This window comes from Gordonia jacobaea (assembly GCF_001186365.1).
GTDB lineage: Bacteria > Actinomycetota > Actinomycetes > Mycobacteriales > Mycobacteriaceae > Gordonia > Gordonia jacobaea.
On record NZ_LDTZ01000019.1, the window covers coordinates 205,401 to 222,936 of the forward strand.

Annotated in this window: 15 protein-coding genes and 2 pseudogenes; 9 read left to right on the forward strand and 8 right to left on the reverse strand. The window is 66.1% G+C overall.

Annotation, left to right across the window (positions count from 1 at the left end; genetic code table 11):
* Positions 1 to 59: 59 nt before the first annotated feature.
* Positions 60 to 2,489, forward strand: a complete 2,430-nt coding sequence (locus tag ABW18_RS16115; protein ID WP_049699986.1) for an Rv0361 family membrane protein — start codon at positions 60 to 62, stop codon at positions 2,487 to 2,489.
* Between the two features lie 229 nt (positions 2,490 to 2,718).
* On the opposite strand, the gene ABW18_RS22910 is transcribed toward ABW18_RS16115, so the two are convergent.
* Both ABW18_RS22910 and fbaA read right to left on the reverse strand, forming a co-directional pair.
* Entirely contained in the window at positions 2,719 to 2,913 is a 195-nt protein-coding gene (locus ABW18_RS22910) for a hypothetical protein (RefSeq protein ID WP_160318054.1), read from the reverse strand.
* A 78-nt stretch (positions 2,914 to 2,991) separates the two neighbouring features.
* Entirely contained in the window at positions 2,992 to 4,026 is a 1,035-nt protein-coding gene (gene fbaA / locus ABW18_RS16125) for a class II fructose-bisphosphate aldolase (RefSeq protein ID WP_049699988.1), read from the reverse strand.
* A 177-nt stretch (positions 4,027 to 4,203) separates the two neighbouring features.
* On the opposite strand from fbaA, the gene ABW18_RS16130 reads away from it, so the two are divergent.
* Both ABW18_RS16130 and ABW18_RS16135 read left to right on the forward strand, forming a co-directional pair.
* Positions 4,204 to 4,932, forward strand: a complete 729-nt coding sequence (locus ABW18_RS16130) for a VTT domain-containing protein (protein WP_049699989.1) — start codon at positions 4,204 to 4,206, stop codon at positions 4,930 to 4,932.
* Positions 4,933 to 5,100: 168 nt separating this feature from the next.
* Entirely contained in the window at positions 5,101 to 5,838 is a 738-nt protein-coding gene (locus ABW18_RS16135; RefSeq protein ID WP_049699990.1) for a DedA family protein, read from the forward strand.
* Positions 5,839 to 5,847: 9 nt separating this feature from the next.
* Here the strand turns inward: ABW18_RS16135 and ABW18_RS16140 are convergent, their stop codons facing one another.
* The 4 genes from ABW18_RS16140 to ABW18_RS16160 all read right to left on the reverse strand — a co-directional run bounded on the left by ABW18_RS16140 (position 5,848) and on the right by ABW18_RS16160 (position 9,425).
* Positions 5,848 to 6,555, reverse strand: a complete 708-nt coding sequence (locus tag ABW18_RS16140; protein WP_049699991.1) for a TrmH family RNA methyltransferase — start codon at positions 6,553 to 6,555, stop codon at positions 5,848 to 5,850.
* A 4-nt stretch (positions 6,556 to 6,559) separates the two neighbouring features.
* A complete protein-coding gene (locus ABW18_RS16145) occupies positions 6,560 to 7,138 on the reverse strand; it encodes a phosphoribosyltransferase family protein (RefSeq protein WP_049699992.1) in 579 nt (192 codons plus the stop codon).
* Between the two features lie 81 nt (positions 7,139 to 7,219).
* Positions 7,220 to 8,167, reverse strand: a complete 948-nt coding sequence (locus tag ABW18_RS16150; RefSeq protein ID WP_049699993.1) for a type III secretion system chaperone family protein — start codon at positions 8,165 to 8,167, stop codon at positions 7,220 to 7,222.
* A 244-nt stretch (positions 8,168 to 8,411) separates the two neighbouring features.
* Positions 8,412 to 9,425 (reverse strand): D-2-hydroxyacid dehydrogenase, encoded by a 1,014-nt coding sequence (locus ABW18_RS16160; RefSeq protein ID WP_152930108.1) that lies wholly within the window; start codon positions 9,423 to 9,425, stop codon positions 8,412 to 8,414.
* A gap of 89 nt (positions 9,426 to 9,514) precedes the next feature.
* On the opposite strand from ABW18_RS16160, the pseudogene ABW18_RS23205 reads away from it, so the two are divergent.
* The 6 genes and pseudogenes from ABW18_RS23205 to ABW18_RS16180 form a co-directional block, all read left to right on the forward strand.
* Positions 9,515 to 9,934: pseudogene (locus tag ABW18_RS23205) on the forward strand (aminotransferase class III-fold pyridoxal phosphate-dependent enzyme); the annotation flags it as partial.
* Between the two features lie 55 nt (positions 9,935 to 9,989).
* Positions 9,990 to 10,328: pseudogene (locus tag ABW18_RS23210) on the forward strand (FAD-binding and (Fe-S)-binding domain-containing protein); the annotation flags it as partial.
* Positions 10,325 to 11,773, forward strand: a complete 1,449-nt coding sequence (locus ABW18_RS23215) for an NAD-dependent succinate-semialdehyde dehydrogenase (RefSeq protein WP_049700114.1) — start codon at positions 10,325 to 10,327, stop codon at positions 11,771 to 11,773. The pseudogene ABW18_RS23210 and the gene ABW18_RS23215, both read left to right, overlap by 4 nt.
* Entirely contained in the window at positions 11,774 to 12,967 is a 1,194-nt protein-coding gene (locus ABW18_RS16170; protein WP_049699995.1) for a M24 family metallopeptidase, read from the forward strand.
* A 19-nt stretch (positions 12,968 to 12,986) separates the two neighbouring features.
* Complete coding sequence (locus ABW18_RS16175; RefSeq protein WP_049700115.1) at positions 12,987 to 14,195, forward strand: aminotransferase-like domain-containing protein; 1,209 nt, start codon at positions 12,987 to 12,989, stop codon at positions 14,193 to 14,195.
* 39 nt (positions 14,196 to 14,234) lie between these two features.
* Positions 14,235 to 15,425 (forward strand): M20 family metallopeptidase, encoded by a 1,191-nt coding sequence (locus tag ABW18_RS16180; RefSeq protein WP_049699996.1) that lies wholly within the window; start codon positions 14,235 to 14,237, stop codon positions 15,423 to 15,425.
* Here ABW18_RS16180 and ABW18_RS16185 read toward each other — a convergent pair.
* Complete coding sequence (locus ABW18_RS16185) at positions 15,376 to 15,999, reverse strand: TetR/AcrR family transcriptional regulator (RefSeq protein ID WP_049699997.1); 624 nt, start codon at positions 15,997 to 15,999, stop codon at positions 15,376 to 15,378. The genes ABW18_RS16180 and ABW18_RS16185 overlap by 50 nt on opposite strands.
* Positions 16,000 to 16,097: 98 nt before the next feature.
* Positions 16,098 to 17,492 (reverse strand): MFS transporter, encoded by a 1,395-nt coding sequence (locus ABW18_RS16190; protein WP_049700116.1) that lies wholly within the window; start codon positions 17,490 to 17,492, stop codon positions 16,098 to 16,100.
* Positions 17,493 to 17,536: the final 44 nt, after the last annotated feature.

Consider the following 17,536-nt stretch of genomic DNA (forward strand, 5'->3'; position numbering starts at 1 on the left):
CCCCGATGCCGCGGTGCGCCGCAGAATCCACTTGCTCGAGGAAGGAATGGTGATCGACGATGCCTCAATCCGGTGATCGGAAATCGGCTGTCACCAAGGCCTTCTCGGTGATACGCAAGAAGGCCGCCGAACGCCTGGAGGGGGCGTCGAGCCGGACCTACTCGTCGCCGACCAAGAACTCGGCCGCGGCTGCGCCCACCGCCCGACCATCGACGCCCAGCGAGACTGCGGGCACTAAGCAGTCGGCGGACAAGGAAAAACCGGCGGGCGCCGAGGCGACAACTGGCACGGATACACAATCGGGGGAATCGGGAACATCTGTGGACAAGTCTCAGGTCGATGAAGCGGGCGCCGGCGGCGCGCAGGGGACAGATTCACGGCCGAGCGGCCCGAAGCCCCGTGGAGGTCGAGGCATCGACTCCGCGACCAAAGTGATCTCGCGAGATCAGCTTCCCGACCCCAGCACGCTTGACGACCTCGACGACATCGACCCCCTCGCGGGCGGCACCGAGGCCGACGACGCCGACTCCGCAGCAACTGCCACAGAGAGTTCAGAGGCGAAGAGTTCGGACAGCGAGAGCTCGGACGACAAGCGCCCAGTAGTGAAGGTCGCCGGGACGGCCTCGCCGAGCGCCACCGACACCACGGTGATCAATCGCGACGACCTGCCGGACACCAGCGACATGCCCGACCTCGACGACGTCGACATCACAGGCACCGACTCTCCGGAAGAGTCCAACGCTGAAGAGACCGCTGGCAGCGAGGACACCGACAGCGCCGAGACAATCGACAGCGCAGAGAAGCCAGACGGCGCAGAAGAAACCGACAGCGCAGAAGAGGCCGATCAGGGCAACGCGGGGAAGATCGCGGCCGCGGGCGCGGTCGCAGCGGGAGTCGCAGGCGCGGCCGCTGTAGAGGCGCACGACACCGACGACGCCGAGACCGACGAGACCGACACAGACGAGAAGGCAGTCGAAGAGAGCGACACCGACGAGAAGGTAGTCGACGAGACAGCCGACGACGCCGCCGAGTTCCCTGCGGCTGACGAGTCGTCTGCCGCCGAAATCGAAGACGCCGACGACACCGCGGACGCCGTCGCTGCCGACCGCGCCGAGGCGGAGTCCGAAGCGAAGCTCGACGACGCCGATCCCGAAACCGTCGACGCCACCGATGCCGAGCACGAGAAGGAAGACGCCGAAGCTCGCCTCGAAGCCTTCGAAGCGACCACGGACGCGGGTGACCTGAGCGTCGAAGAAGCCGCAACCGACGGAGACATCGGCGACTTCGAGCCCATCGACGAGATCGACCAGGCCGACGAGCCAGGCGACGAAACACCAACGGCCGCAGCGGCTTCGGCGGCTGCTGCCACCTCCGCGGCCGCTGCCACTTCCGCGGCCGCCGTCTCATCCGAGTCCGACGACACCGCCGACACCGAGGCCGGCACCGAGACTGGCGTCGACGACGAGACAGTTGCCGAAGACGAGACCGAGCACGGCGACGCACCCGCCGAGGTTGACGACGTCGACGACGCATCGGCTGAGGCCGAGCCCGAAACCGACGCCGAACAAGCCGACGCCGAACAAGCCGACACCGACGGGGCGGCCGACGCGGAAACCGCAGAAGATGACAGCACTTCTGTCGATGAAGAGCTCACCGACGAAGAGCCCGTCGAGGAAGAGCTCACCGACGAGGAACCCACAGGCGAAGAGCTCACCGACGAGCAGCCCGCTGACGACGAAGACACCATCGACGGCGAGGCGGAGACCGTCGCGCTGAAGGCACAGAAGCCCGACGCCCCGACAGACAGCACCACCAGCGACAGCGCCACCACCGACAAGGTGAACATCGGCAAGGGCGCCGCGGTTGTCGGTGGCGCGGCTGCCGCGGGAGCCGCCGCAGTCGGAGCGGGCGCAGCAGCAGGGTCCACAGCGAAGACCGCACAAACGTCGGCGGCTCGTCCCTCGACGTCTTCCGGTTGGTCGACCACCCCGCACCAGCCCCAGGTGATTCCGCCTGCCGGAACGTCGACGCCGACTCCTGCGAAGAGCAAGGGAGGCTCCAGTCGTCGTGTGCTGCTGACAGTCGGAGCGCTCGTCGTCCTGGCGCTGATCGTCGTGGGAGTTGTGTGGGGCGTTATCGCATCGCGCGCCAAGCCTGCAGCCGACCAGGCTGCCGACACAGCGTCGAAGTTCTCCACCGCCCTCTACAACGGCGACCTCTCGACCCTGCGGTCAGTGACGTGCGGCCAGGAGAATCAGTTCTATACCAACATCTCCGACGCAGATTTCCAGAAGATCTACTCGGCGCAGAAGGCGCGCAACGAGTTGGTCCGCACCGGAGACATCAAGGCGTCGAAGGTGACCGACGACGGGGCCAAGGCGGTCGTCGAGGTGACTGCCTACCAAACCAGCAAGCCCAACGAGCCTCAGACCGTCACCATCAATCTCCAGAAGGACGGCAGCGACTGGAAGGTCTGCACGCCGCGGTGACCGGTCGCAGGGCGCCAGGTCCCGTACGCGACGACATACCCGGCACAGGGTGGGTGCCGGGTGGCCACGCGCCGGTCCACCGTCCGACGACCCAGCCGTTACGGGTTACGCCTCGACCAGCGCGACGCTCCTACGTCCCGTCCGCCGACGCGCCGGGCGCCATACCGTCCGTCCATCCGGCTCACCACGACGCTCCTGCGCGGCGCCCCGATCCTCGGAGCGTTCATTCTCAGCGGGTCAGGGTGCAGCGTCGAGCCGACCCCTCGGTGATCTGCGCGGCCATCGCCATGGCCGTGTTGGCACTGACCGTCGCCGTCGGATTGATCTGGTCCTGACCGCACTCAGCGCGTAGGCCCGTTGTTGCGGTTGCCCAGAGGCTCGGAAACCGCGCTTCTGGGCAACCGCAACTCGCGGCCGATCGCATCCTCTTCCGCCACCCCGACACAAACAACGCGCGCCCCCTCCCGAACCGAGAGAGGGCGCGCGTTGTGTGAGAGAAAAGTCAGGCGCTGATCGACTTGCCGTTCGACTTCAGGTCGTCGCACGCCTCGACGACGCGCTCGGACATGCTGGTCTCGGCCTTCTTCGACCAGACGCGCGGGTCGTAGGCCTTCTTGTTGCCGACCTCGCCGTCGACCTTCAGCACGCCGTCGTAGTTGCTGAACATGTGCCCGGCGATCGGTCGCGTGTAGGCGTACTGGGTGTCGGTGTCGACGTTCATCTTGACGACGCCGTAGGTGAGCGCTTCCTCGATCTCGCTCTTGAGCGAGCCCGATCCGCCGTGGAACACGAAGTCGAACGGCTTGGAGCCCTCGGGCAGGCCGAGCTTCTTGCTGGCGACGTCCTGGCCCAGCTTGAGCACATCGGGACGCAGCTTCACGTTGCCAGGCTTGTAGACGCCGTGGACGTTACCGAAGGTGGCCGCGAGCAGGTACTTGCCCTTCTCACCCGCGCCGAGCGCGTCGACGGTCTTCTCGAAGTCCTCAGCAGAGGTGTAGAGCTTGTCGTTGATCTCCGCCTCGACACCGTCTTCTTCACCACCGACGACGCCGATCTCGACCTCGAGGATGATCTTCGCCGCAGCGGCCTTGGCGAGCAGTTCCTGCGCGATCTCGAGGTTCTCGTCGATCGGCACAGCGCTGCCGTCCCACATATGCGACTGGAACAGCGGATTCTTGCCGGCGTCGACGCGCTCCTGGGAGATCGCGAGCAGCGGACGCACGTAGGTGTCGAGCTTGTCCTTGGGACAGTGGTCGGTGTGCAGCGCGATCGTCACGTCGTACTTGGCGGCAACCACGTGCGCGAACTCGGCGAGCGCAACCGCGCCCGTCACCATGTCCTTGACGCCGAGGCCCGAGCCGAACTCGGCCCCACCGGTGGAGAACTGGATGATGCCGTCGCTCCCGGCATCGGCGAAGCCCTTGATGGCCGCATTGATCGTCGACGACGAGGTGCAGTTGATCGCGGGAAATGCGTAGCCACCCTCCTTCGCCTTCGCGTACATCTCGGCGTACTGCTCTGGGGTTGCAATGGGCATGTCACGTCCTCCAACCGGGTGGGATCTCACACTTCGAGCTCTGTTGAGTCCCCCTCAGTATGGCAAGTGCCACTCCAGCGCGTGCAGGACGCTCTCACCTGCGTCTAAACCTCCGCGTCGACGCCTGCGCCCGCGCGCGAATAGGACGCTTTGTCCGTTTCCGCTACCCTCGGAGCCGTGACCGCCTCTGTTCTCGACGCCACAGCCCCCGTTCTCGCAGCAACGACGACCGACCTCGCCCTCCTCCCCGGCTTCCTCGACCCCGTCAACCTGCTGAACTCCTTCGGCACCTGGATTCTCGCCGGACTGCTGTTGGTGGTCTTCATCGAGTCAGGACTGCTCTTCCCGCTACTCCCAGGCGACTCACTGCTCTTCACCGCGGGCCTGATCGTGGCTGCGAAGTCGGCCGACATCGAGCCGTTCGCCCCACTGTGGGTGTTGCTGGTGACCATTCCGATCGCGGCGTTCCTCGGCGACCAGGTCGGGTACCTCATCGGCAACAGACTCGGGTACTCCCTGTTCAAGCCGGACGCCCGCATCTTGAAGCAGTCCTACATCGTCGAGGCCCACGAGTTCTTCGAGAAGCACGGCCCCATCACGATCTTCCTGGCGCGCTTCGTGCCGATCGTGCGCACCTATGCACCGCTGGTCGCCGGAGCTGCAAAGATGCGCTACTCGACGTTCCTCGCCTACAACGCGATCGGCGCAGTCGTCTGGGGTGCAGGCGTCACGCTCCTGGGCTACTTCCTCGGCCAGATCGCATTCATTCGCGACAACGTCGACGTGATCTTCCTGCTGATCGTCTTCATCTCGGTGCTCCCGATCATCTCCGAGGTGGTCAAGCGCTGGCGGCGCTCCCGCCAACCCGTCGTCGAAGAGAAGGTCGACGCCGCGGAGCGCGCATAGGACACCGCCCCGGCATAAGACACCGCCGCGTAGCGGACATAGTGGACGCCGCGGTGTAGCGCTCCTTCGATGGGGCTGCGCCACATTCGGCACTGCACGCCGGGCACGGCCGCTTCTGACAGCCACTCATTAGCTCTCGGACAGCTTCGCCAAGTAGCCTGGTGACCCGTGATCGACACCGCACTTGCCCATACGACCACCGTGGTCGCTCTCCCCGGCATTCTCGACCCCATCAACGTGCTGAGCTGGTTCGGCGCCTGGGCGTTCTGGGGGCTGCTCCTGGTCGTCTTCATCGAGTCGGGTGTGCTGTTCCCGGTCCTCCCCGGTGACTCGCTGCTGTTCGTCGCGGGCATGGTGGTCGCGGCAGGCGGTAAGGACGGCATCGACCAGTTCGCGTCGCTATGGCAGCTGTTGGTCTTCGTGCCGATCGCCGCGATCCTCGGCGGTCAGGTGGGTTATTGGATCGGCCGATTCATCGGGACCGAGATGTTCAAACCCGATGCCCGGTTCCTCAAGGAGCGCTATCTGATCGAGGCGCAGGAGTTCTTCGACAAGCACGGCCCGATCACCATTTTCCTGGCCCGCTTCGTGCCCATCGTGCGCACCATCGCTCCGATCGTCGCAGGCGCCGCACGCATGAAGTGGTCGGTGTTCGCGCTCTACAACGTGATCGGCGCCATCGTCTGGGGTGCCGGCATCGTTCTGCTCGGCTACTGGCTCGGCCGGTTCGAGGTGGTGCAGAAGCTCATCGAGCCGATCTTCATCCTGATCGTCATCCTGTCGATCGCCCCTATGCTCATCGAGTGGTATCGCCGACGACGCGCCGCGAAGAAGGTCGCGACCGACGCTGTCGCGACCTCGGAGGCGACGGCGACGGCCGATCCGCACTCCTCCGACAACGTCTGACGCCTGGCGTCACCACGCGTCGTCGAGGTCGGCGTGTTGCCGAATCCACGCGTGCATGGCGATTCCCGCGGCCACCCCGGCGTTGATGCTCCGTGTTGATCCGAACTGCGCGATCGACACCGTCAGGTCCGCCTGCGCTTGGGCGTCGTCACTGACGCCTGGCCCCTCCTGACCGAAGAGCAGTACGCATTCGCGTGGGAGATCAGCAGTTTCCAGCGGTACCGACCCCGGAGTGTTGTCGACGGCGACCACGGCGAGACCGTTATCGCGCGCCCACGTCATCAGCTCCGACACCGAATCGTGGTGCAGCAGATGCTGATAGCGATCGGTCACCATTGCTCCGCGTCGATTCCAGCGGCGTCGTCCGACGATGTGCACCGCCAACGCGGCAAACGCATTCGCGGTCCGCACCACGGTCCCGATGTTGGCGTCGTGCGCGAAGTTCTCGATGGCCACATGAAACGGGTGTCGACGCGCGTCGATGTCATCGACGATCGCCTCGCGGCGCCAATACCGGTATGCATCAACGACATTCCGGGTATCACCCTCGGCGAGCAGTTCCGGGTCGTAGCGCGGATCGTCGGGGATTCGACCATCCCGTTCGACGTCCCACGGCCCCACTCCGACGGCGGGCCGTGCCTGCCATTCGGTGGGCCCGGGTACGTCCGAACCCTCGGGCGAGTCAGATCCCTCAGGCGACATGCCGCCGGTCGACATCGCCTCAGGCAAGCCCGATGTCGGCGAGACCGAGGAGAGATCGGTACGGCACACCGAGTTTCGTGATCACGTCGTCGGCGCCGGTTGCGCGGTCGACGACGGTCGCAACACCCACCACAACGGCTCCGGCCTCGCGCGCAGCCGCCACAGCGGTTGCCGGCGAATTGCCCGTGGTGCTGGTGTCCTCGACGATCAGCACCGCTTTGTCTGCGATGTCCGGGCCCTCTACCTGACGCTGCATTCCGTGCGCCTTGGCCGCCTTGCGCACCACGAATGCGTCGATGGGGCGTCCGGGCGCGTGCATGATCGCGGTCGCAACCGGGTCGGCACCCAACGTCAGTCCGCCGACCGACTGGTATCCCCAGTCGGCGGTGAGTTGACGCATGAGCTTGCCGATCAGCGGCGACGCCTCGTGATGCAGCGTGGCGCGTCGCAGGTCGACGTAGTAGTCGGCTTCACGTCCTGACGACAACGTCACCTTGCCGTGCACCACAGACAGTTCGGCGACGAGTCGCGCGAGCGCCGCGCGGGCGTCGCCGTCGACCTCGGGGGTCGCGGATGCGGAGGGCGTTGAGGAGGTCACAGTCGGCTCACTCTTCCTGCTCGTGCGTCGCGGTCGGGATATCTCGATGGCTGATTGTGTCTCGAAAGCTGCGTGAAACGCTCAGTCACGACGATGATGCCGATTGGAGCGCTCACCCGTCTCGGGCGGCTGCGCACTGCGTGATCGCCGCACCGGCATCGGGGTCATGCCGCGGCCGGTCGACGGCGTCGACGCACGCCTGGCTCCGGTCTCACTCTGCGGTTGCTCGGCCTGTGGTGGCTGGCCCTGTGGTTGCTGGTTCTGGGGTGGCGGTTGGCGGCGTGTCGCGGGAGCTGCTGCCTCCTGCGCCTGAATGCGCGCCCGACGTTCCTTGTCGCGCATCGACTCGGTCTTCTCGTCGGCGAACTCTTCGCGCGTCGGCCCGTGCGGATCGCGCGGGTCCGGCGGATCCTGGGGGTCCTGCACCGGCGGGAGTACACGCAGCAGGTCAGCGAAGCGTCGAACCACTTCGAGTCCCGTGTCGAGCTTGGTCGCGTCATCGGTCAACGGCATCGAACCGAGCGCCCAATTACCTTCGTCCCACAGCACCTCGACGTACGACGGCGCGTTGTTGGCCAGCGCGACCATCCTCCGGTCACACACCCGTCGTGCGACGTCGAGGTCGTTGGAGAACATGACACGCGGTCCCATCGCACCGAGCAGTTCGACGTCGTCCTCGGCGGGCGCGAGCACGTCCTCGTGGCGAAGGTCGACGATCACGTTCGACGGCGCATTGCGGCGTACCGCGATGACGGTTGCGGTATCAGCGAGGTCGAAGACGACAGCCTCGGCACCGCCATAAACTCCGTATGCGACATCTTGAACCCCGACGCCGTCGGGAACATTCATCGTCGCGCGGTGGAACACCTTGCGCAGCTTGGTATCTGAGGCACGGTAGGAGAAGTCGTGGGCATCACCCCACACGGCACGCCGGTGGCGGGTGCCGCTGGAACGCTTGCGGTCGAGCCACAGCAGGGCCGCCGCACCGGCCAGCGCCACGGCTGCGATCACGAAATAGACGATGGTCATCGCGCTACAGCCTACTTCAGGGGCACGCCGCTGATCGAGAATGCCTCGCTGCTGATCGAGCGCGCCCCACCCAACCGCTGATCGAGCCCACCCCCGCTGATCGAGCTTGTCGAGATCACCGACCGAGCCCACCAACAGAGGCGCACCGTGGTTTCGACACGGCAGCTCGCTACGCTCGCGGCCTGCTCAACCAGCAGAAGACCCCCGCTGATCGAGCGCCCCCCGCTGATCGAGCTTGTCGAGATCACCTCCCCGACGCCACGTACCCCCGCCGCTTGTCGACGACGTTCCGCAGAGCCGTCGACAACTCCTCGCCGCCGGCCTGGCGCCCAGCCTCGACGTACCGCCGCAAATTGTCGAGCACCTGATCGGCGAGCTCGTCGCGCCACCCCACGACGTCGCCGCTCATATGCGCCGAGATCGCGACGTTGTCGAAGTCCCACAGGGGGCTGTCGTCGGGCAGCGGTTCGGTGACGAACACATCGAGCGACGCCGCGCCGATCCCGCCGCTGCGCAGCGCGTCGGCCAACGCCGCCTCGTCGACGAGCCTGCCCCTGCCGACGTTGACAAGGTGCGCGTCGGAACGCATCGCCGAGAGCACCGACGCGTCGATCATGCCCTCGGTCTGCGCGGTGAGCGGCGCCACGACGACCACGTTGTCGAATTCGCCGACGTACGTGCTCAATTCGTCGGTTGCGCGCACCTCGCCGAAGTCGGGATCGTCGTGACGTGCCGTGCGCCCGGCGCCGGTCACGCGCATCCCGACGGCGCGCAGCAGCCGCGCGATCGCCCGTCCGATCCCACCGGTCCCGATGACCAACACCGACGACCCAGCGGTCCGTGTCGTCTCGCGCCACACCCAGTCGTGCGACGACTGCAGGCGCGCCGATTCGTGTAAGCGCTTGTCCCGCGCCAGGATCGACGCCAGCACGAACTCCGCGATCGGTTGGTCGAAGACGCCGTGTGCGTTGGTCACCACGATGTCGGAGTCGGCGAGCTCGTCGAACAGCAACGAATCGACGCCCGCGGCGCAGACGTGCACCCAGCGCAGCGATTGTGTTGCGCCGCCCCAGTTGTCGCGCAGAGCGCGAGAGAAGAAGTCCCACACGACGAGAACATCGGCACCCGGCAGCACCTGCGGCAATGTCTCGACGGTGCACTGCCGCACGTCGGCCAGCGCCTCGAGTTCGGCGAGGTTGTAGGGACCCGGCGCGTCGTCGGCGCCGAGGAGGACGAGTTGCGGCTTGGTGGACGTCACACCCGCCACCGTATCCGTGTACGCACCCACCGGAAACAGCACCCTGTCTAATTGTTGACAATCCGACGATCTGAGTACACCGTGTACCCATGACCCTCGCCGCAACGCCTCAGACCGCGTCGCTGTCGCCGATCCTCAAGCAGGCGACGCCCGTCGTCGTCGATCACGCGCTCGGCTCGTGGATTCACGGAACCGACGGAAACAGCTACCTCGATTTCACCACCGGCATCGGGGTCACCAGCACCGGCCACTGCCACCCGAGGGTCGTCGCCGCAGCTCAGGAGCAGTGCACCAAGATCATCCACGCGCAGTACACGACGGTGATGCATCAGCCGCTGCTCGAACTCACCGAGAAGCTCGGCGCAGTCCTCCCACTCGGACTCGATTCCGTCTTCTATGCGAACTCCGGGTCGGAGGCCGCCGAGGCAGCGGTGCGCCTGGCCCGCATGGCAACCGCGAACCCCAACATCATCGTGTTCCAGGGCGGATTTCACGGGCGAACCGTCGCGGCCGCGAGTCTCACCACCGCGGGCACCCGATTCTCCGCGGGCTTCTCACCCCTCTGCGCACGCCTCGACGGCCGCACTGGCGTCGCTCGGCGTCGAGGTCACCACGGCCGACGGATGCTGCGGCGTCGCAGGCAACTTCGGCTTCGAGAAGGGCCACTACGAGGTCAGCGTCGCGGTGGCCGAGAACGCCCTGGCGCCCGCGCTCCGTGCCGCGCCGGAAACTCCGGTCATCACCGACGGGTTCAGTTGCGCGATGAGCGTCGACCACCTGACGGCCACCGACCCCCTCATCAACGCCCACGGGCAGCACCTCGCCGAACTGCTCGCACAGGCGCTGCCCCTTGCACAAGAACTACCCCGCGCACAGCCATCACCAGAGGAAGGACTCCGATGACACTTCTCGTCGACACAACCTGGGCACCCGCATCCTCGAAACGTCGCTTCGATGTCGAGAACCCGGCGACGGGCGAGGTCATCACGTCGGTCCCGGACGGCAACGCCGACGACGCGCTCGAAGCCCTCCGTCGTGCCGCCGCCGCCCAATCCGACTGGGCGGCAACCAGTCCCCGCTCGCGTAGCGAGATCCTCTACCGCGCATACGAACTCATCACCGCGCGGGCCGACGAGTTCGCGACCCTGATGACCACCGAGATGGGCAAACCGTACCCCGAAGCGCGTGGCGAGGTTGCCTACGGCGCAGAGTTCTTCCGCTGGTTCGCCGAGGAAGCCGTACGCATCGGCGGCGACCACTTCCTCACCCCGGACGGCAACAACCGAGTCGTCGTCCGGCATCGCCCCGTCGGCCCGTGCATCCTGATCACGCCGTGGAACTTCCCATTGGCGATGGGAACACGCAAGATCGGCCCGGCGATCGCCGCGGGCTGCACGATGGTCTTCAAGCCCGCAGAGCTGACACCGTTGACCTCGCTACTCCTCGCCGACGTGCTCCGCGAGGCAGGTCTGCCCGATGGCGTCCTGAACGTGGTCACCACAAGCGATCCCGGTGACGTCGTCGGTGCGTGGATGTCGTCGGGCCTCGCCCGCAAGGTCAGCTTCACCGGCTCCACCGCGGTGGGAAAGCTGTTGCTGCGCCAGGCCGCCGACACGGTGATGCGCACCTCTATGGAGCTCGGCGGCAACGCACCCTTCATCGTCTGCGACGACGCCGATCTCGACACCGCGCTCGACGCCGTGATGGTCGCGAAGATGCGAAACATGGGACAGGCATGCACTGCGGCCAATCGCATCTTCGTGCATCGTGACGTCATGGACGAGTTCGCACGCGGTCTCACGCAACGCATGTCAACACTCACCGTCGGAAACGGAATGTCCGAGGGCACCCAGGTCGGCCCCCTCGTCGAACGCAAAGCCGTCGACAAGGTCGAAGAGCTCGTCGACGACGCCGTTCGACGCGGAGCATCGCTTCAGTGCGGCGGCACCCGTCCCGACGGCCCCGGCCACTTCTACCCGCCGACGGTCCTCACCGACGTTCACCCCGAGTCCGCTCTCATGAGCACCGAGATCTTCGGGCCGGTCGCCGCTCTGATCCCGTTCGACGGCTCCGGAATCGAGGCCGACGACACCGTCGTCGCAGCCGCGAACAGTACGCCCGCGGGCCTGGTCGGATACGTCTGCAGTCGCGACGCCGAGCGTCTCGACGCCATCTCGTCGAGCCTCGCGGTGGGTATGGTCGGGGTCAACACGGGTCTGGTCTCCAACCCCGCGGCCCCGTTCGGGGGGATCAAGGAGTCGGGCCTCGGCCGCGAGGGCGGACGTCTCGGCATCGAGGAGTTCCTCGACGTCACCTACACGTCCACCCCGATCCGACGGAGGCGATAGGTGTATCTCGGCGCCCAACTCTTCACCGACAGCGAGTACCGACAGCGGTTGACCCGCGTGCGCGAACTGATGGATCTGCAAGGACTTTCGGCGATCATCGTCACCGACCCCGCGAACATCTTCTACCTCATCGGGTACAACGCGTGGTCGTTCTACACCCCGCAGATGCTGTTCGTCCCCATCGACGGCGAGATGCTGTTCTTCGCTCGCGAGATGGACGCACATGGCGCCCACCGCACCACCTGGCTACCCGACGAGCAGATCGTCGGCTATCCCGAGAGCTACGTGCACCGCCCGCACGTGCACCCGTTCGACTGGGTCGCGTGGGCGCTGCGGCAACGTCATCAGGTCGCACCGGCGTCGAAGGGCGGCTCCGTCGGACTCGAGATGGACTCACACTTCTTCTCTCCCAAGGCTTACCGCGCGCTACACAACGCCATCCCCGAGTGGAAGCTCGTCGACAACTTCGAACTCGTCAACTGGGTACGTTCGGTGAAATCCGACGCCGAGGTGCAGCTCATGCGACAGGCCGGCATGGTGTGTTCAGAGGCGATGCGCGCCGCCATCGAGACCATCGATGTCGGTGTACGGCAATGTGATGCGGCAGCAGCGATCTCACAGGCACAGATCACCGGCACCGACCAGTTCGGCGGCGACTATCCCGCGATCGTGCCGATGATGCCGACCGGTGCCGCCGCCGACACTCCCCATTTGACTTGGCACCAGGGCACTTTCACGCCTGACGAGGCCGTCGTCGTCGAATTGTCCGGTGCGCACAACCGGTATCACTGTCCCCTCGCCCGCACCGTGGCGCTGAGCGCACCGTCGAAGGATCTCGACTATGTCGCGGGCGCGACGGCAGAGGGCCTCAACAACGTCCTCGACGCGATCAAACCCGGTGTCGCCACGCGTGAGCTCGCATCGACCTGGAACTGGACCCTCGCCAAGTACGGTCTCGAAAAGCCCTCTCGCCTCGGCTATTCCATCGGGATCGGTTACCCACCGGATTGGGGTGAGCGCACCATCAGCATCCGCACCGAGGACGAAACCATCCTCGAAACCAACATGACCTTCCACATCGTCTGCGGAATGTGGATGGACGACTACGGTTTCGAGCTCTCCGAGTCGGTACGAGTCAGCCCGACGGGCGTCGAAACCTTCACCGCGTTCCCACGGGAACTGATCAGGAAATGAGGTGTCAGCAGTGACCACCATGAACTACACGCTCCCCCTTGCCGGACGCGCGAAGGATCTCGTCGGCTCGATGATCGATTCATCGACATCCCTGCTGGCCTCTCAGACGCACGACATCGTGCGCTTCGCGATGGGCTCGCCAGCGGATGAGGCCGTCCCCGCCGCGGAGTTCCGGCAGATCGCCGGTGAGATCCTCGACAACTCGTCGTTCACCTACGGCGCCACCGAGGGCGAACCACGGCTGCTGCAGCTCCTCGTCGACTACCTCGCGACCACACCCGACCCGTCGAGCCTCGATCGCCTCGTCATCACCACCGGCGGCATGCAGGGCCTCGACCTCGCGTCCAAACTGTTCGTCGACCCCGGCGACCTCGTCGTCGTCGAATCACCCACGTACACCAACGGCAGTGCCACCGCGCTGTCGTACGGCGCGCAGCTTCTCGAAGTGCCCGTCGACGACGACGGCATGCAGGTCGACACCCTCGAAGACCTCGTCTCCCGCACCCGACGCACCCCCAAGGCGATCTACACGATCCCGACGTTCCAGAACCCGTCGGGCGTCACCCTCTCCGAGGAGCGTCGACGCGAGCTGTTGCGGCTGGCGCACGAGTGGGGCGCCGTCATCATCGACGACGACCCGTACGGCCTGCTGCGCTTCTCCGGCGACGACGTCCCGACGTTCCAGACCCTGTCGCCGCACGATCCGCTGATCTTCTCGGTGCGGACGTTCTCCAAGATCCTCGCGCCGGGCTGGCGGGTCGGATGGGTCGACGCCGATCCGTCGCTGCGCCAACTGCTCATCAACGGCAAACAGGCGATGGACACCTGCACCAACGTGCCCAACCAGCACATCGTCGCCGAGTACATCGCGCGCGGCGGACTCGAGGATCACCTCGCCGGCCTGCGGGTTCTCTACCGCGAACGCAGGGACGCGATGCTCGATTCGGTCGAGCGCCATTTCGGTGACCGCGTGTCGACGACGCACCCCGAAGGCGGATTCTTCCTCTGGCTGACCCTGCGCGGCGAGTTCGCCGAGATCGACACCCGCGAACTGTTCGAGACTGCTCTCGCCGACGGCGTCGCGTTCATCCCCGGCCCCGCGCTGTCGCCGACCGGCCGGTTCCGTAACGCCCTGCGTCTGTGCTTCGCATCGAGCACGCCCGAGCGCATCGACGAGGGAATTCGACGTCTCGCCGGAAGCTGCGAGAGGATGACACAGAACAGATGAGGTCGGTATAGCCAGCCGACAATCACGAAGGGGATTCCAGTGACGGTGAGCGAGTCCGACGCGGTGGTGGCCCGGATCCGTCCGGACGAGATCGTCGCGCTCACCAGAGCTCTGGTCGACGCCCCGAGTGAGAACCCGGGCGGCACCGAGGCCCTGGCCGTCGCCATTCTCGAAAATGCCTGCCGCGATGCCGGTTTCACCGTCACCACCCATGAGGTGACGCCCGGCCGACCCAACCTCATCGCGACGCTACCCGGCGGCGACGGGCCAGGACTGATGTTCCTCGGCCACTCCGACGTCGTCCCGGCCGGACCTGGCTGGACCGGTGATCCCTACCGCACCCGGTTGTCCGAAGGCGTGCTGACCGGGCGCGGCACCGTCGACATGAAGGGCGGATTGGCCTCGGTCGTCGAGGCGATGTCGGCGCTGGCGCCGCTGGCCGCGCAGGGCCGACTCTCCGGTCCGGTGCAGTTGGTCTGCACCGTCGACGAGGAGGAACACGGAGCGGGCGTCCGCGACCTGGTGGCCCGCGCCGACACCTCCCGCAACTTCGTCGGATGCGTCGTCGCCGAACCCACCGATCTGGTCGTCGTCCGCGGGTGTCGCGGGGCGTCGTATCTGGAAATCGACATCCGGGGCAAGGCCGCCCACTCCGGTCGCCCCGACGACGGCCGCAGCGCAATCTACGCGGCGGCGTCGATCATCGACATCATCCGGGCCGACCACGAGGCGATGACCGCGAGCGCCGCAGGTCTTCTCGGCTCGGGTACCTGGAACGTCGGGACGATGAGCGGCGGGCAAGGCATTTCCGTTGTCGCCCCGATGGCGGCACTCGGAGTCGACCGCAGACTGATGCCAGACGAGAGTGCGGAGGCCATCGCCGAATGGCTGCGCGGCCGCATCGCCGCCGCAGGCATCGAGTCCGACGGCATCGAGGTCGACGTCGCGGTCACCATGGAGATGCCGGGCTTCGAGACGCCTGCCGACCACACACTGGTCACCGCAACCGTCGACGCGCTGAACTCACTCGACGCCCAGACGTCCGTCGGCGGCTGGACCGCGGCGTGCGACGGCGGTTTCGTCAGTCGCGACCTCGGCATCCCGGCGATCGTCTGCGGTCCGGGCAACATCAACACCCAGGCCCATCAGCCGGACGAATCCGTCGCGGTCGACGATCTGGTCACTGCCGCACGGGCTTACGCGTTGGTGGCGCTGGAACTGCTCGGCTGACGCCGACCGCCCCGAGCACAGCGCGCACCGTCGAACGCACCCGCGCGTCGACCTCAGCCGGAGAGCTTTCGGGGAACTTTCCGCCGAGGTACAAGAACGCCAGCCCGTGCACCAGCGCCCACATCGCGGTCGCAACCTCTTCCGGCTCTGCCGTCGAAACCGTAGCGGCGACAACGGTATTCAGATACCCATGGATCGCCTCGACGGCCTCGACCCGATCCGGGCTCGTCGGGTCGCACCGCTCGGCGAACATCGCGCGGAACAACCCCGACCGCTCCAACGCGAACCGCACGTAGGCGACGGCGATGTCGGCTACATCGTCGACGCTCGACGGCGACTCGCTCGCCGCTCTCAGCCGCGCAGTCAGCTCGCGATAGCCCACCGCAGCAACGCTCGAGACCAATGCCTCACGGTCGGCGAAGTGCCGGTAGGGCGCCGCGGGTGAGACGCCCGCGCGCCGTGCGACAGCGCGCAACGACAACTCGGCAGAGCGGTCCTCGTTGAGCAACTCGATCGCCGACTGCACCAGCGCTGCGGCGAGATCACCGTGGTGATACGACTCGGGCCTCGACATATGCCAGATTCTATCGCTGGTCGAGCCGCCGCAGACCGTCAGCACTGCACGCCGGAGCCGGGATCAGCGCGTGACGACCGAGCCGGTGTCCGCGCGTGTCAGCGCGAAGTCACCGCCGTGGAGCTCTCCGGAACCGTGATGTCCTCGGTCCGCTCGGGAATCTCGGTGCCGCGCAACGACGCTCCAGCCGTCTCCTTCAAGAAGATCAGCGCCACCATGCCGATCGCACACGCGCCCATCATGTAGACGGCGGGAAACAGGTTCCAGCCCGTGTCATTGACCACCGCTTCGTTGACGAGCGGTGCGGTACCGCCGAACGCGGCGGTCGCCACGTTGTAGGAGATCGCGAAGCCCGCGTAGCGCACCTGAGTGGGGAACATCGCCGGGAACGTCGCGGAGATGGTCGAGAGCTGGGGCACATAGAACAGTCCCAGGATCACGAATCCCACTATTGCCCAAGCGAATCCCTTACCCATCAACCAGTAGAGCGGTATCGCGAATACGAAGAGTCCGATGAGCGAGAACCACCACATCGGTTTACGCCCGGTCTTGTCCGACGCCGCTCCGAAGAACGGGATCACCACCATCATCGCGAGCTGCCCGATGAGCACCACCGTCGAACCCGACGACTCCGACAGCCCGATCGTCTCCTTCAGGTACGTCGGCTGATACGCCAGCAGCGTGTAATTCGCGACGTTGAGTGCGATCACCATGCCGAACATGATCAGGATCGGCTTCCAGTAGTTGCTCAGCAGATCCTTGAAACGGGTGTAGGCGCTTCCGGTGATCTCGTCGCGCTTGTCCAGCTCCTGGAACACCGGGGTGTCTTCCAGCTGCGAGCGCAGATACAGACCGATCAACCCGAGCGGCAGCGCAATCAGGAACGGAATTCGCCAGCCCCACGTCTGCATCTGCTCGTCGGAGAGCAACAGCTCGAGGAACAGAACGATCGCGGTGCCCGCGCTGAACCCGGCGAGTGTGCCGAACTCCAGCAGCGATCCGTACTTGCCGCGCTTGTTGTCCGGCGCATACTCGGCCATGAACGTCGCAGCACCGCCGTATTCGCCGCCGGTCGAGAAGCCCTGAATCACGCGCAGCGCTATCAACAGAATCGGCGCCCAGATCCCGGCGACGGCGTGTGTCGGAAGGACACCGATCAGCGCAGTGGCACCGGCGATCAACAGAATCGTCATGGCCAGCACGGACTTTCGTCCGATCCGGTCACCGATGGGACCCCAGATCATGCCGCCCAACGGGCGTAGGACGAATGAGATCGCGAACCCGAGCATGGTGCCTATCGAGCCGAGCGACCCCGGGAAGAATGCTTGCGTGAGGTAAGTAGCGGTCGCGGCGTAGACGCCGTAGTCGTACCACTCTGTTGCGTTGCCGATCGCCGACGCGCCAATTGCTTTGCGGAGTAGAGCTTTTCCTTCTCGCGACTCGGGGTCGGGTGCGAGATCCTCATAGGTTGCCGAGGAGTTTGCCGTAGCCATCTGTGCCTTCCTGGGTGGACTCGGGGCCAGTGTGTCTTCGCGCT

Coding starts and splice junctions, on each gene's coding strand:
- ABW18_RS16140 (WP_049699991.1), bottom strand. CDS start 6,555: ATGTCGACCGGCGGCATGTCGCCTGAGGGATCTGACTCGCCCGAGGGT.
- ABW18_RS16150 (WP_049699993.1), bottom strand. CDS start 8,167: ATGACCATCGTCTATTTCGTGATCGCAGCCGTGGCGCTGGCCGGTGCG.
- ABW18_RS16185 (WP_049699997.1), bottom strand. CDS start 15,999: ATGTCGAGGCCCGAGTCGTATCACCACGGTGATCTCGCCGCAGCGCTG.
- ABW18_RS16115 (WP_049699986.1), top strand. CDS start 60: ATGCCTCAATCCGGTGATCGGAAATCGGCTGTCACCAAGGCCTTCTCG.
- ABW18_RS16175 (WP_049700115.1), top strand. CDS start 12,987: ATGAACTACACGCTCCCCCTTGCCGGACGCGCGAAGGATCTCGTCGGC.
- ABW18_RS16190 (WP_049700116.1), bottom strand. CDS start 17,492: ATGGCTACGGCAAACTCCTCGGCAACCTATGAGGATCTCGCACCCGAC.
- ABW18_RS22910 (WP_160318054.1), bottom strand. CDS start 2,913: ATGCGATCGGCCGCGAGTTGCGGTTGCCCAGAAGCGCGGTTTCCGAGC.
- ABW18_RS23215 (WP_049700114.1), top strand. CDS start 10,325: ATGACACTTCTCGTCGACACAACCTGGGCACCCGCATCCTCGAAACGT.
- fbaA (WP_049699988.1), bottom strand. CDS start 4,026: ATGCCCATTGCAACCCCAGAGCAGTACGCCGAGATGTACGCGAAGGCG.